The organism is Vibrio sp. YT-18 (assembly GCF_033337345.1).
Taxonomy (GTDB): Bacteria; Pseudomonadota; Gammaproteobacteria; order Enterobacterales; family Vibrionaceae; genus Vibrio; species Vibrio alginolyticus.
In genome coordinates, this window is record NZ_JAWOQO010000009.1 from 169,408 (window position 1) to 181,336 (window position 11,929).

The 11,929-nt window shown below is 45.1% G+C and carries 14 protein-coding genes; 9 read left to right on the forward strand and 5 right to left on the reverse strand.

Going from position 1 to position 11,929, the window contains the following annotated elements; translation table 11 throughout:
* Positions 1 to 37: 37 nt before the first annotated feature.
* Positions 38 to 652: a fumarylacetoacetate hydrolase family protein gene (locus R7M72_RS14345; protein ID WP_213893613.1), complete on the forward strand. Its 615-nt coding sequence runs from the start codon at positions 38 to 40 to the stop codon at positions 650 to 652.
* Here R7M72_RS14345 and R7M72_RS14350 read toward each other — a convergent pair.
* From R7M72_RS14350 to R7M72_RS14360, 3 genes are all read right to left on the reverse strand, one after another.
* Positions 649 to 960, reverse strand: a complete 312-nt coding sequence (locus tag R7M72_RS14350; protein ID WP_005385193.1) for an AzlD domain-containing protein — start codon at positions 958 to 960, stop codon at positions 649 to 651. The genes R7M72_RS14345 and R7M72_RS14350 overlap by 4 nt on opposite strands.
* A complete protein-coding gene (locus tag R7M72_RS14355; protein ID WP_005375526.1) occupies positions 960 to 1,670 on the reverse strand; it encodes an AzlC family ABC transporter permease in 711 nt (236 codons plus the stop codon). Before R7M72_RS14355 ends, R7M72_RS14350 begins: the two co-directional genes overlap by 1 nt.
* Positions 1,671 to 1,749: 79 nt before the next feature.
* Complete coding sequence (locus R7M72_RS14360) at positions 1,750 to 2,577, reverse strand: AraC family transcriptional regulator (protein ID WP_005385198.1); 828 nt, start codon at positions 2,575 to 2,577, stop codon at positions 1,750 to 1,752.
* Between the two features lie 229 nt (positions 2,578 to 2,806).
* On the opposite strand from R7M72_RS14360, the gene R7M72_RS14365 reads away from it, so the two are divergent.
* Both R7M72_RS14365 and R7M72_RS14370 read left to right on the forward strand, forming a co-directional pair.
* The gene (locus tag R7M72_RS14365) at positions 2,807 to 3,439 is read left to right on the forward strand and encodes a LysE family translocator (protein ID WP_017635859.1); all 633 of its coding nucleotides are present in this window, start codon (positions 2,807 to 2,809) and stop codon (positions 3,437 to 3,439) included.
* 79 nt (positions 3,440 to 3,518) lie between these two features.
* Entirely contained in the window at positions 3,519 to 3,941 is a 423-nt protein-coding gene (locus R7M72_RS14370; RefSeq protein ID WP_005375519.1) for a GNAT family N-acetyltransferase, read from the forward strand.
* Between the two features lie 98 nt (positions 3,942 to 4,039).
* On the opposite strand, the gene R7M72_RS14375 is transcribed toward R7M72_RS14370, so the two are convergent.
* Complete coding sequence (locus R7M72_RS14375) at positions 4,040 to 5,734, reverse strand: phospho-sugar mutase (protein ID WP_017635860.1); 1,695 nt, start codon at positions 5,732 to 5,734, stop codon at positions 4,040 to 4,042.
* Between the two features lie 330 nt (positions 5,735 to 6,064).
* On the opposite strand from R7M72_RS14375, the gene coxB reads away from it, so the two are divergent.
* From coxB to R7M72_RS14395, 4 genes are read left to right on the forward strand one after another with little or no spacing between them, the layout of a single operon-like run.
* On the forward strand, positions 6,065 to 7,228 hold the full coding sequence (gene coxB, locus R7M72_RS14380) for a cytochrome c oxidase subunit II (protein WP_005385208.1): 1,164 nt from the start codon (positions 6,065 to 6,067) through the stop codon (positions 7,226 to 7,228).
* On the forward strand, positions 7,225 to 8,856 hold the full coding sequence (gene ctaD / locus R7M72_RS14385) for a cytochrome c oxidase subunit I (RefSeq protein ID WP_017635862.1): 1,632 nt from the start codon (positions 7,225 to 7,227) through the stop codon (positions 8,854 to 8,856). Before coxB ends, ctaD begins: the two co-directional genes overlap by 4 nt.
* Before the next feature lie 20 nt (positions 8,857 to 8,876).
* Positions 8,877 to 9,416 carry a cytochrome c oxidase assembly protein gene (locus R7M72_RS14390; RefSeq protein ID WP_017821600.1) on the forward strand — a complete coding sequence of 180 codons (540 nt, stop codon included), beginning with the start codon at positions 8,877 to 8,879 and terminating at the stop codon, positions 9,414 to 9,416.
* Between the two features lie 51 nt (positions 9,417 to 9,467).
* Positions 9,468 to 10,352: a cytochrome c oxidase subunit 3 gene (locus R7M72_RS14395; protein ID WP_005385214.1), complete on the forward strand. Its 885-nt coding sequence runs from the start codon at positions 9,468 to 9,470 to the stop codon at positions 10,350 to 10,352.
* 24 nt (positions 10,353 to 10,376) lie between these two features.
* Here R7M72_RS14395 and R7M72_RS14400 read toward each other — a convergent pair whose 3' ends face one another.
* On the reverse strand, positions 10,377 to 10,613 hold the full coding sequence (locus R7M72_RS14400) for a DUF2909 domain-containing protein (protein ID WP_005375504.1): 237 nt from the start codon (positions 10,611 to 10,613) through the stop codon (positions 10,377 to 10,379).
* Between R7M72_RS14400 and R7M72_RS14405 the strand changes: the two genes are divergently transcribed.
* Together R7M72_RS14405 and R7M72_RS14410 are read left to right on the forward strand one after the other, a co-directional pair.
* Positions 10,612 to 11,403, forward strand: coding sequence for an SURF1 family protein (locus R7M72_RS14405; protein WP_031777208.1), 792 nt, complete (start codon positions 10,612 to 10,614; stop codon positions 11,401 to 11,403). The genes R7M72_RS14400 and R7M72_RS14405 overlap by 2 nt on opposite strands.
* Entirely contained in the window at positions 11,393 to 11,929 is a 537-nt protein-coding gene (locus R7M72_RS14410; RefSeq protein ID WP_017635864.1) for a hypothetical protein, read from the forward strand. Before R7M72_RS14405 ends, R7M72_RS14410 begins: the two co-directional genes overlap by 11 nt.

Genomic DNA, 11,929 nt, shown 5'->3' on the forward strand with positions numbered 1-11,929 from the left:
AGATTATGATGGGATTTTTGTTTTGCAGGGAAGAATGATGAGTGTTATTCAAGTTGAAGAAAAGAAAGTAGAAGTGGGTAAAGTGCTTTGTGTTGGACGAAATTACGTTGAACATATTCATGAGCTTAATAATGTAATGCCTGAGCAAATGGTGGTATTTAATAAACCCGCAACTTCCGTATCAACAACTCTGCGTTCATTCCATCAAGAGCCCCTTCATTATGAGGCTGAAATCTGCTTTTTGATCAAGGATGGACGTTATTCAGCGGTTGGTTTGGGATTGGATCTGACCAAGCGTGGTTTGCAATCCTCGCTTAAAAATCAGGGGTTGCCGTGGGAGCGTGCTAAGGCATTTGATGGCTCTGCTGTGTTTAGTCGGTTTGTCTCTTTGGATAACATTGATATCAATGATCTTAACCTTGAGCTCTTAATTAACTGTGTTCGTGTACAAAAAGGTCACGTTAACCAAATGCTCTATCCGCCGCTAACTATCCTGGATGAATTAACCAGTTACACAACACTTCAAGATGGCGATGTAGTGATGACTGGTACACCAAAGGGCGTTGGTGAGGTACATGAAGGTGACATCTTCCTTGGTCGATTAAAGTGTGGCGATGTCACCTTGTTGGAGATTGAATGGTTGGCGGATTAAAGCCAAATTCGCAGAACGAGAAATACCACCATACTGATAACCGTCGTTAAAAGAACATTTTTAGTAAAATACGCGATTAAAGCAGCCAGTACGGCAGCCAGTAAAAATGGGTTTTGCACATTGACGCTGAGCTCCCCATCGGGAATGAAAACGATAGGTGCCCAGATCGCAGTCAGTACTGCGGGGCTAGCGTAATTGAGTACTTTTTGAGTGCGCGTCCCTAATCGCAATGGTAGCTTGGGTTCTAAAAACAAGTAGCGGCTGGTGAAAACAAGTACCGTCATCAGCAAAATAGCCAACATGATCATTAGCGTTTCTCCTTTACTTGTTCCACAAAGTAACCAGTAAGCATGGCTAAAATGCTTGAAATCATCAAACTTCCCTCAATTTGATAATAGGTTAGGGCAACTGAGCTCACCAAAGCCACAATAACACTCGCGAGCACCGCTGCATTTTTAATGGTGGGTACTACTATCGCGATAAAAGTTGCGGCTACAGCAAATTCCAAACCCATTTCGTTCAGTTCAGGGATTAGACTTCCCGCAATAATGCCCGTCAATGTCGCGACATTCCAAAACAGGTAAAAACTCAGACCAGCCCCAAGTGCATACCAGCGATTAAATTGTTTATCGGAATGGTGGCCTACAATCGCAAACAGCTCGTCAGTAAGTAAGAAGCCGAGTGATAATCGCCATTTTAGAGGAAGCGGTGCAATTTTACTGCGCATCGATACACTGTAGAGGAAGTGTCGAGAGGTGATAAAAAACGTTGTCAGTAACATGGTCACTAGACCTGCTCCCGTTTTAATCATTCCCATCGCGACGAGCTGTGCAGAACCTGCGAACAAAATGGCGGATAGTGCTTGTCCTTCCAAAGGGTGAAGCCCAGTATCAATTGCGAATGAGCCTGCGAGTAAGCCCCAGGGGAGCACTGCGATACTCAAAGGCATCATCGCAAGTGTACCTTGCCAAAATAGCGTGGCTTTTGATTCTTTTTGTAACGGCAAAGTGTGGTCCATAGTTTCTTCTTATTTATTCCTAAATCAGATTACCAAGATAGCTCGGTAGTCGCATAACGCCTTGTACAATATTGCTGCTTTAGCTGTGACGGACGTATTGGCCGGGAGTGACGCCCATGGCTTTTTTAAAGTGTCGATGCAGATGGCTTTGATCATGGAAGCCGCATTCTTGTGCCACGTCTGAAATTTTTTGTCCCATTTTTAGTAGCTTCTTCGCCATACGTAAACGTTGCTGAATTTGATAGGCATGAGGCGGAAAGCCAAATTGCTTTTGAAACTCTCTCAGCAGATGAAAAGGGCTTAATCCAGACAGTTTGGCTAGTTCTTCTAGTGAGACGTCCGTTTGTGGAAAGTCTTCCAAAAATTCTCTGACTAGCTGCACTTGTCGCTGAGCTCTGGTTGACTCTTTCAGTGGTGCCCGATGAGTGCTGTGTTTACTGGCTAGCTTGATCAACGTGCCGTAAACCAAAGTTTCTCTCAATAAACGGTTGTCTGATTTTTCTAGTGTTTCAAATACCAGTCGTAACTGACTAGCCAGCTCAGGATCGTAAACCACAGGTTGAGGGAAATAGGGCAGAGCTACATTTGGTGAGCCAAGCTCTTGTCCTAAAGTTTGAAACTGCTGAGGTACGGGGTACATTGCTTTGTATTCCCAGCCGCCTTCCGAGGCTGAATGCCCGTTGTGTACTTCATCTGCATTAACAAGGATGATGCTGTCCTGTGGCGCGATATGATTCCCGCCCGTCCTAAAAAATTGTTGTGCCCCTTTTTCGATGACACCAATAGTGTAACCTTCGTGGCTATGGCGTGAAAAATTCTGCTTCTCATACTTTGCATCGAGAAGTTCTAAACCGCCGAGCTCTTGAGCTATCTTGAAGGTAGCGATTTCCTTATTCTTTTCTTTCATCTTTATCCGGTCTGCTCAAGAAAATCATTTTAGAAGTGTAACGGATCCATCGTGCTTATTTTTGTACAAAATTGCTATTCGATTTTGATAAACAGGCGAATTGATTGCAATTTTTCAGCTGGGCAAACTATGATTTTTATTTTTTGAATTATCTTGGCTATTTTGGGCTGGATGGTGTCATTTTGTTGGTATAACATTCGCCGCCTTGTTGTAGAAAAGCGGTTCCATCATGATTGATTTATCTGTACTTCCTGTTTATCTCACCGCAGTAGTGGCTTTGTTACTGTTACCAGGGCCCGATATGTTGCTGATAGCGAGCTCTAGTATGAGTTACGGTAAGAAGGTCGGTCTTTTTGCTAGCTTAGGCAATGCGACGTCTGGTGTTATTCTTACTTTGCTTGCTGCGATGGGAGTATCTACCCTGATTGCCATGAGCCCAATAGCCCTTAAAGTCCTTCATCTACTAGGTGGCGCTTACTTGTTAAAAATGGGTTGGGACTGCTTACGAGCTGAGGCATCTTCGGCTCCAGAGCTTGATGGTCAAAACAAAATAGCATCAACTTATTATCAACGTGCTTTGATGAGTAATTTGCTCAACCCTAAAGCCTTGGTCTTTTTTGTGATGTTTTTGCCGCAGTTTGTCTCAAGCAATATCACGGCATCTTCCGGTGAGCAGATGCTAGCGCTAGGGTTATTGTTGAACGTTCTTGGCTTGTCATTCAATTTATTACTTGTTGGGTTAGCAGGCACATTGGGCAAAGGGCTGCTCGAGAACGAAAAATTCCGCACGTATCAGCATAAACTAATGGGGTTAGTGTTTGTTATTCTGGCGTTGTGGATGCTGAGTAGTTTCGCCTTGTAAAGTTATCATATTCCATCAGAAAGCCAGCAATTGCTGGCTTTTTGTTTTAGGATATTGGTGTTTCCTAAGGAGAGGATATATGAAGCTTGAATTTTGTTTAAATCCAGATCAAACAGACCTTGATTTTGTTCGTGAAGGTATTCGATCTTATAACCGACTGCATTTACCTGAAGGGGAAGTGCATGCTGTAGGCTGTTTCGCAAAAGATGAGAATGGCAAGATCATGGGTGGCTTGACTGGCGAAATGTTTAAAAATACGGTGTTTGTTGAGTTTTTGTGGGTAGACGCTGAAAGTCGAACCTCTGGTCTCGGTAGCCAATTAATGTCGATGCTAGAACAAAAAGTAAAGCCTCATGGGGTTACCCATGTTTATTTGGATACCTACAGCTTTCAAGCTCTTGAGTTCTATCTCAAATTGGGTTTTGAGAAAGTGGGGCAGTACTCAGGCTATCCTGCAGAGGGCATCCACAAGTACTTTCTACAAAAGGAAATTGTAGGCTAGGGAAAGCACGGGTTAGCTTGACTTGTTCTAGTGAAAATCAAAAAAGAGGCGCGAATTTGCGCCTCTTGTTGTATCAAATATCTATGTTTCTCTTTGACTTACAAACTTTGCTGGTGCGCGTCGATAAGTTCGTTCATCTTCGCTTCTGCTGCTTGCTGTGCTTGTTCATAGCTCATATCCGCAGGGAAGAGGTTGATGACTTCGTAGTAACATTTTAGTTTTGGCTCAGTACCAGAAGGACGAACAATCACGCGTGATTGATCTTCTAGGTGATAAATCAATACGTCACTTGCTGGTAAGTCAATGGATTCTTCAGAGCCGTCGTCAAACATGCGAACCGATGTTTTAAGATCTTCGGTTACTGCAACTTTTTTACCAGCAATCTCTGTTGGTGGATTGGCTCGGAGTTTGTCGCCGATTGGTGGAGAGTTCGGGTCGAGAGCGATGCTGCGTTGTGCGTTGAAGTAGAAACCGTGCTCGCGGTACAGCTCTTCCAGTTTATCCCACAGTGTTTTGCCTTGCGCTTTAAGCTTGCCTGTTAGCTGTGAAAACGCGACGATTGCAGATAAACCATCTTTATCCCACACCTTGTTACCCACGGTATAACCGAGCGCTTCCTCATAAGCAAACAAGAATGGGTTGGTTTCTGTCTCTTGTTCCATGGCAACGTTAGTAAGCCATTTAAAGCCAGTTAATGTTTGATAGTATTGTGCGCCATGTGCCTTAGCGATGCTGCTCAGCATTCTTGAGGATACGATGGTGTTGCCAACCAAAGCGTTAGGTTGCTGTTCCAGCAAGTAATCGCCAAACAGTGAACCCACTTGGTCGCCGGTTAACATCTGATACTCGCCATCTGGGCGTTTAACTGCCACGGCAAAACGGTCTGCATCTGGATCGTTCGCGCAAGCGATATCGGCATCTACGGACTTACCTAACGCCATCACCATATCCATTGCACCGGCTTCTTCAGGGTTTGGGAAGTTGACGGTTGGGAAGCTTCCATCAGGTTCGCGCTGTTCCTTAACACTTGCCACTTTTTGGAAGCCTGCGTCGGCAAGTAGCGTTTCCGCCATATTCGCGCCAACGCCATGCATTGCGGTGTAAGCAATAGATATATCGGTATTGTTGTCAGGAGTAAGCAGCGCGTTTTCATTCATTGTCTTACGGTAAGTTTGGTAGTAGTCGTCTTCCAACCAAACTAACAAACCGTGCTGTTTTGCATCATCGAGAGACATTAAAGGTAATGGCTTCGTTGTTGCGTCATCAATTTTCGCTGCGATTCCAGAGTCGTGCGGAGGAATAATCTGTGCGCCATTCTCCCAATATACTTTAAAGCCATTGTATTCTGGTGGATTGTGACTGGCAGTAACAACAACAGCGGCCGCTGCATTCAATGTACGGACACCAAACGCGACAATTGGGGTTGCTGCAACGTCATACGTTAGGTAAACCTTGATACCAAGGGCCGTCAGTACGGATGCGGTATCATGCGCGAATTGTTTTGAATCGGGACGACCGTCGTAGCCAATAACGACACCACGACTCGCGGCATCTTTGACTTTCTCAAGCAAATAGTTCCCTAAACCAGTGGCGGTCTCTTGAATCACCAAGCGGTTCATTCGGTTTGGACCTGCGCCCACTTTGCCACGTAAGCCTGCAGTACCAAAGGCAAGGCGTGAGCCAAAGCGATCAGTAAGTTCTTGTTCATTGTTCGTATCGACGAGGTGTTGTAGCTCTTCACGAGTCTTAGGATCAGGGTCTCGTTCTAGCCATTGCGTAATTAGTGCTGTCATATCAGTCATTCCTTAGTAGGGGGAGCCTACTTTCTTGGACACTTCGTTTGGTAAGTATCTCAATGTTTTCTTTTAAATCAATGTAAATGGTTCTCAATTACATTTCAAAGAGGGCAATCGATAAACCGAATTAATTTTTCTTATCCGAACAAAATTTAATCATATTTAATTTCTTGAAGAACCTTGGAACTATAACTAGCCTTTTAACATAAATATAACAAACCGTGTCGAAATCGTAGTTTTTGTGATTTTTCGTAAAGTTGTTCGATATTTGCATCGGGACGCAAGGAAGCTCGCGTAGGCGTAGCGGCTGAGCAGAGGAGAGATCTTTTGAAAAGATTAACGACTACTCTAGCCTTATCACTGAATGTGATTTTAATCACATTTTCCTCTTTTGGTTGGTCAAAGGAAAATGACTACAACATGACAAAAGGGGTCACAGAGATAAGTGGGCAAGTGTATGAATTACATATGCTGATTTTCTATATCTGCTGTGTAATTGCTTTGATTGTTTTTGGTGTGATGTTCTATTCCATCTTCCGTCATCGCAAGTCAAAAGGAGCAGTTGCCGCACATTTCCATGAAAGCACAAAAGTGGAAATTATTTGGACGGTCATACCCATCATCATTCTTGTCGCTATGGCGATTCCCGCAACAAAAACTCTAGTAGCAATGGAAGACACAAGCCAATCGGATATCACGGTCAAGATCACAGGCTCGCAATGGAAATGGCATTACAGCTATTTTGGCGAAGATGTTGAGTTTTTTAGTTTGCTTGCCACCAGCCAAAAACAAATTGATGGAATCGAAGCTAAAGGCGCACATTACTTACTGGAAGTAGACAACCCTTTGGTGTTGCCTGTGAATCGCAAAGTGCGTTTTTTGATGACTTCTGATGATGTCATTCACTCTTGGTGGGTACCGGACTTTGCCGTCAAGAAAGACACCATTCCAGGTTTTATTAATGAAGCATGGACAAGAATTGATGAGCCAGGCGTATATCGCGGTCAGTGTGCGGAGCTATGTGGTCGTGCACACGGATTTATGCCAGTGGTGGTGCATGCGATGGAAGAAGAGAAGTTCGATGAATGGCTAGCGAGTAAGAAGGAAGAACTCGCACTTCAAAAAGCGGCGGCACAAGAAGCGCTCTCTCAAGACTTATCTATGGATGAATTGATGTCGCAAGGCGAGTCTATATACACGGCGCGCTGCGCTGTCTGTCATCAGGCAAATGGTGAGGGGATTCCGGGTGCATTTCCCGCGATTAAAGGCAGTCCTATTGCAACCGGAGATGTTACAGAGCACATAGATATTATTGTCAACGGTCGCCCGGGCACCGCAATGCAGGCTTTTTCTAATCAGTTAAGTGACAAAGAAATTGGCGCGGTTATCACATATCAACGAAATGCATGGGGCAACGATACTGGCGATACAGTGCAAGCATCCGATGTGAATGCCTTTAAGGCACAAGGCAGTGCTAAGGAGGAAATATGAGTAAGCCAATAGATAAGGCAGTGAAGTCTGTGCCAGCAGAAGCCAGTGCGAACAGTACCATTGCGATTGATGATGGTCACGAGCATCATGCCCCCCAGGGCATCACTCGTTGGTTGTATTCTACAAGTCATAAAGACATAGGCACCCTCTACCTTTGGTTTAGCTTTGCGATGTTTCTAACAGGTGGTGCGATGGCTATGATCATTCGTGCCGAACTGTTCCAGCCAGGGCTACAGCTAGTCGATCCGCAGTTTTTTAATCAAATGACCACGGTACACGGTTTAGTAATGGTATTTGGTGCGGTGATGCCAGCATTTACGGGTCTTGCTAACTGGATGATCCCGATGATGATCGGCGCTCCAGATATGGCGCTACCGCGCATGAACAACTTGAGCTTTTGGATCTTACCTTTTGCATTTCTCATCTTGTTGAGCTCGTTGTTTTTACCTGGCGGCGGTCCTGATTTTGGTTGGACGTTTTATGCTCCGCTGTCCACGACTTATGGCCCGGATAGCACTGCGCTGTTTGTATTCTCTGTTCATATCATGGGTATCAGCTCCATTATGGGCGCGATCAACGTTATCGTGACGATCGTAAATATGCGAGCTCCGGGAATGACTTGGTTCAAGTTACCAATGTTTGTTTGGACTTGGTTAATTACCGCTTTCTTGTTGATCGCGGTTATGCCGGTATTAGCGGGTGCGGTGACCATGGTTCTTACTGACAAATATTTCGGGACTAGCTTCTTTGACGCAGCTGGTGGTGGTGACCCGGTAATGTTCCAACACATCTTTTGGTTCTTTGGTCACCCAGAAGTGTACATCATGATTTTACCGTCGTTTGGAATCATCTCCGCCATTCTGCCTGCTTTCAGTGGTAAGAAGCTGTTTGGTTATCATTCGATGGTTTACGCGACGTGCAGCATTGCATTGTTATCTTTCCTTGTGTGGGCGCACCACATGTTTACCACGGGGATGCCAGTTTTTGCTGAGCTCTTCTTCATGTATTGCACTATGCTGATTGCGGTACCAACGGGGGTTAAAGTCTTTAACTGGGTTGCCACCATGTGGCGTGGAGCCCTGACATTTGAAACGCCAATGTTGTTTGCCATTGCCTTTATTGTGCTGTTTACCATTGGTGGCTTCTCGGGACTGATGTTGGCGATTGTGCCGGCGGATTTCCAATATCATGACACTTACTTCGTGGTTGCCCATTTCCATTATGTGTTGGTATCTGGTGCGGTATTCTCGATCATGGCAGCGGCATACTACTGGCTACCTAAGTGGACGGGCAATATGTACGACCACAAGCTGAGTTTATGGCATTTCTGGTGCTCAATTATTTCCGTCAATGTCCTGTTTTTCCCAATGCACTTCCTAGGCTTAGCAGGCATGCCAAGGCGCATACCGGATTACGCCATTCAGTTTGCTGATGTTAATCAAATAGTATCAATTGGTGGGTTTGCATTTGGGTTGTCACAACTGATCTTCTTATGGTTGGTGATCAAGTGTATTCGTGGCGGGGAAAAGGCTTCTGCAAAACCGTGGGAACGTGCGGAGGGCTTAGAGTGGACAGTGCCAAGCCCTGCGCCACATCATACGTTTACTACACCGCCTAAGATTGACTAGCAAAGAGTGGGGTGAGTGACATGAAACCGAATCCATCAAACAAGAAGCTCACAGTGAAGTTGCTTTTGGCGACCCTGTTAATGTTTGGCTTCGGCTATGCACTGGTCCCACTTTATGACGTGATGTGCGACGCATTGGGAATCAATGGAAAGACAAGTGAAGTGGCCGCTATTCAACCGACAGGTATGCAGCCGGACATGAGCCGAACTATTCGCGTGGAGTTTATGGCGCATGTAAGCCCAGATATGCCTTGGGAGTTTAGACCCAAAGTGATTTCGATGGATGTTCACCCAGGTGAAGTTGTGCAAACTGAATACCTTGCATTTAATGAAAGCGGGCAGAAGTTGGTGGGGCAAGCCGTTCCTTCTGTTTCTCCCGGGACTGGAGCTGCTTACTTCAATAAGATTGAGTGTTTTTGTTTTAACCAGCAGCCTCTGGATGGTAAACAGCAAGCTCAAATGCCGTTGATTTTTTATATCGAACCGGACTTGCCTGAGTCTATACACACGTTAACGCTGTCTTACACACTCTATAAACTTCCCCCTCCTACAGGCTCTTAGCCACTCAGGGAGAGAGATACAGACCAAGGTTGGTCAGTAAGGAGAGAAATTATGAGTAACAAGCCAGGAACATATTATGTTCCCGCTCAAAGTAGCTGGCCGATCATCGGTGCATTTGCTCTGTTTTTGGTTGCTGTTGGCGCGGGCATGACCGTCCAGGGGACACAAAGTGACGGTGCAGTGGGAACCATTGGTGGCATTGTGCTAGCGGTGGGCTTCTTGTTCTTGCTTTACATGTTGGCTGGTTGGTTTAGTAATGTGATTACTGAATCACTGAGTGGAAAATACAGCTCGCAAATTACTCGTTCTTTTCGCCAAGGAATGAGCTGGTTTATCTTTTCTGAAGTGATGTTTTTTGGTGCCTTTTTTGGTGCCTTGTTCTACGCCAGAATGATTTCTGTGCCTTGGTTAGGTGGGGCAGATAATAACTTCATGACTAACGAAGTCCTGTGGCCAACCTTCGAAGCGATGTGGCCACTCACACTGACACCGGGAGGAGAAACAACACAAGCTATGCCGTGGCAGGGCATACCCCTTACCAATACTATCTTGCTGCTATTGTCGTCTATTACGCTACATATGGCGCATATAAGCCTTGAACAAGACAAAAGAACGGCACTGATTGTTTGGTTAGAGATAACCATCGTACTTGCTGGCTTTTTTCTATATTACCAAGCGGTTGAGTATGTTCATGCTTATCAAGACATAGGGCTCACGTTGCAGTCCGGTATTTACGGTAACACGTTCTTCATGTTGACGGGGTTCCACGGTTTACACGTTTGTCTTGGGACTATCTTCTTGATCGTGCTGCTGTTCAGAATCGCTAAAGATCACTTTTCGCCAAAGAACCATTTTGCCTTTCAAGCCGGCAGCTGGTATTGGCATTTCGTGGATGTGGTTTGGTTATGTCTGTTTGTGTTTGTTTACGTACTTTAGGCGCAGTGTGAACTCTTGGTTCGACTAATAAGGGCGAGGGTTTGGTGCTAGCCAACCCGAGCTGAGCGCAATAAGCAAAAGGACGACCACCAAAGCGGAGAACATGACTCGACGGCCTAAGTAATGACTCATGGGTTTGTCTCTTTTTTCAGGATTATCTGGGTCTTCACGAACCATTTCGATAAGCGCTTTTGCGAGGTTGAAGATAATGAAAAGCAGCAAAAGGACAAGCGTCAGTTTGAATAGAAATACGGTGGACATGGCACCTCCGGTTTCATCATTGTTGTTATCAAGACAATTATGGCTATCGAAACGGTTTTGGGTTGCAGTTGGTTTAACTGTGGTTGTGTTTTCTCTTTTGGTCAAACTGGGTTTTTGGCAGTTTGAGAGAGGGCAAGAAAAACAAGCATTGGAACAAGCCATTCTCGCGCGTGCGGATAGTGCGTACCAAGCACTAAGCGTCGTTCTTGAAGACAACGACTGGCGAGAGGAAAGTATCCTCGGGAAAAAAGTGGAAGTTAATGTTGTTCCTCAGGCGTTTCCCGTAATTTTGTTAGACAACCAAACGCATCAAGGCAGTGTGGGATATTTAGCATTTCAGATTGTATTGACGAGCGATGAGCCTAGTACCTATGCGTTATTGGAGCTTGGTTTTGTCGAGGGAAGAGCAGATCGCTCAATGTTACCAACGGTCACCAAACTCGATAATTCGATTTTCATCACAGGACGCCTGTACCGAAAATCTACTAATCCACTGAGCTCAGAGTTAATGCCGGAAGTTGGCGATGTTATTCGCGTGCAAAACCTAAACATCGCGCAATTGAATCAGCTACTGAATATTGAACTTATGCCCGCAGTCTTGCAGCCAGACAATTTAACTCGTTGGCCCTATGACTTTCCTTGGAATCCATTACCACTCAATAGTGCCAAACATTTTGGCTATTCGATTCAATGGTTTTCGATGGCAGGTGTTTTCTTAATACTGACTTTAATTGTTTTTGTTCGTTGGCAAAAAAAGTTGCGTCACATGGAGGTGAAGCATGACATCTAAAGTAACCAAAGGACGACTAATGTTGATTGCGCTGGTTTGTACGTTCGCGCTTCCCGCTGTCATTGCAAAAGTCATTCTCACACAAGGGTGGTATCAAAGCGGAGTGACCAATAGAGGCGAGTTAGTCGAACCATACACGACGTTAGAGCAGCTTGGTCAAGAGTCACCTCTCAAAGACCATGGTTGGCAACTCGCTTATGTATTGCCTAACGAATGCACTGAACAGTGTAAACAGCAGCTTTACCTGCTTCAGCAAAGTCATGTTGCTTTAGGTAAGTATCAAGAGCGAGTAGTGCCAGTCGTTTGGCAGACTGAGCATTCAGATCCCATGGAAGTATCGATGTTAGCGATGCAAATGAATGAATTGGTTACCGCAAAAGTGAAACCTGGGCAAATGTTGATCGTTGATCCTCTTGGGCAACTGGTGATGTCTTACTCGCCGAAACCAAATGAGGACTTAGTCCTATTGAATAAAGGTATGTTGGCGGACTTACGCAAGCTCTTAAAACTGTCACGAGTCGGTTAG

What these genes read in the sequence shown, in the direction of transcription:
- R7M72_RS14375 (WP_017635860.1), bottom strand. Translation starts at nt 5,734, where the DNA reads ATGACAGCACTAATTACGCAATGGCTAGAACGAGACCCTGATCCTAAG.
- R7M72_RS14345 (WP_213893613.1), top strand. Translation starts at nt 38, where the DNA reads ATGAGTGTTATTCAAGTTGAAGAAAAGAAAGTAGAAGTGGGTAAAGTG.
- R7M72_RS14390 (WP_017821600.1), top strand. Translation starts at nt 8,877, where the DNA reads ATGAAACCGAATCCATCAAACAAGAAGCTCACAGTGAAGTTGCTTTTG.
- R7M72_RS14410 (WP_017635864.1), top strand. Translation starts at nt 11,393, where the DNA reads ATGACATCTAAAGTAACCAAAGGACGACTAATGTTGATTGCGCTGGTT.
- ctaD (WP_017635862.1), top strand. Translation starts at nt 7,225, where the DNA reads ATGAGTAAGCCAATAGATAAGGCAGTGAAGTCTGTGCCAGCAGAAGCC.
- R7M72_RS14405 (WP_031777208.1), top strand. Translation starts at nt 10,612, where the DNA reads ATGGCACCTCCGGTTTCATCATTGTTGTTATCAAGACAATTATGGCTA.
- R7M72_RS14365 (WP_017635859.1), top strand. Translation starts at nt 2,807, where the DNA reads ATGATTGATTTATCTGTACTTCCTGTTTATCTCACCGCAGTAGTGGCT.
- R7M72_RS14400 (WP_005375504.1), bottom strand. Translation starts at nt 10,613, where the DNA reads ATGTCCACCGTATTTCTATTCAAACTGACGCTTGTCCTTTTGCTGCTT.
- R7M72_RS14370 (WP_005375519.1), top strand. Translation starts at nt 3,519, where the DNA reads ATGAAGCTTGAATTTTGTTTAAATCCAGATCAAACAGACCTTGATTTT.
- R7M72_RS14395 (WP_005385214.1), top strand. Translation starts at nt 9,468, where the DNA reads ATGAGTAACAAGCCAGGAACATATTATGTTCCCGCTCAAAGTAGCTGG.
- R7M72_RS14350 (WP_005385193.1), bottom strand. Translation starts at nt 960, where the DNA reads ATGATCATGTTGGCTATTTTGCTGATGACGGTACTTGTTTTCACCAGC.
- R7M72_RS14355 (WP_005375526.1), bottom strand. Translation starts at nt 1,670, where the DNA reads ATGGACCACACTTTGCCGTTACAAAAAGAATCAAAAGCCACGCTATTT.
- R7M72_RS14360 (WP_005385198.1), bottom strand. Translation starts at nt 2,577, where the DNA reads ATGAAAGAAAAGAATAAGGAAATCGCTACCTTCAAGATAGCTCAAGAG.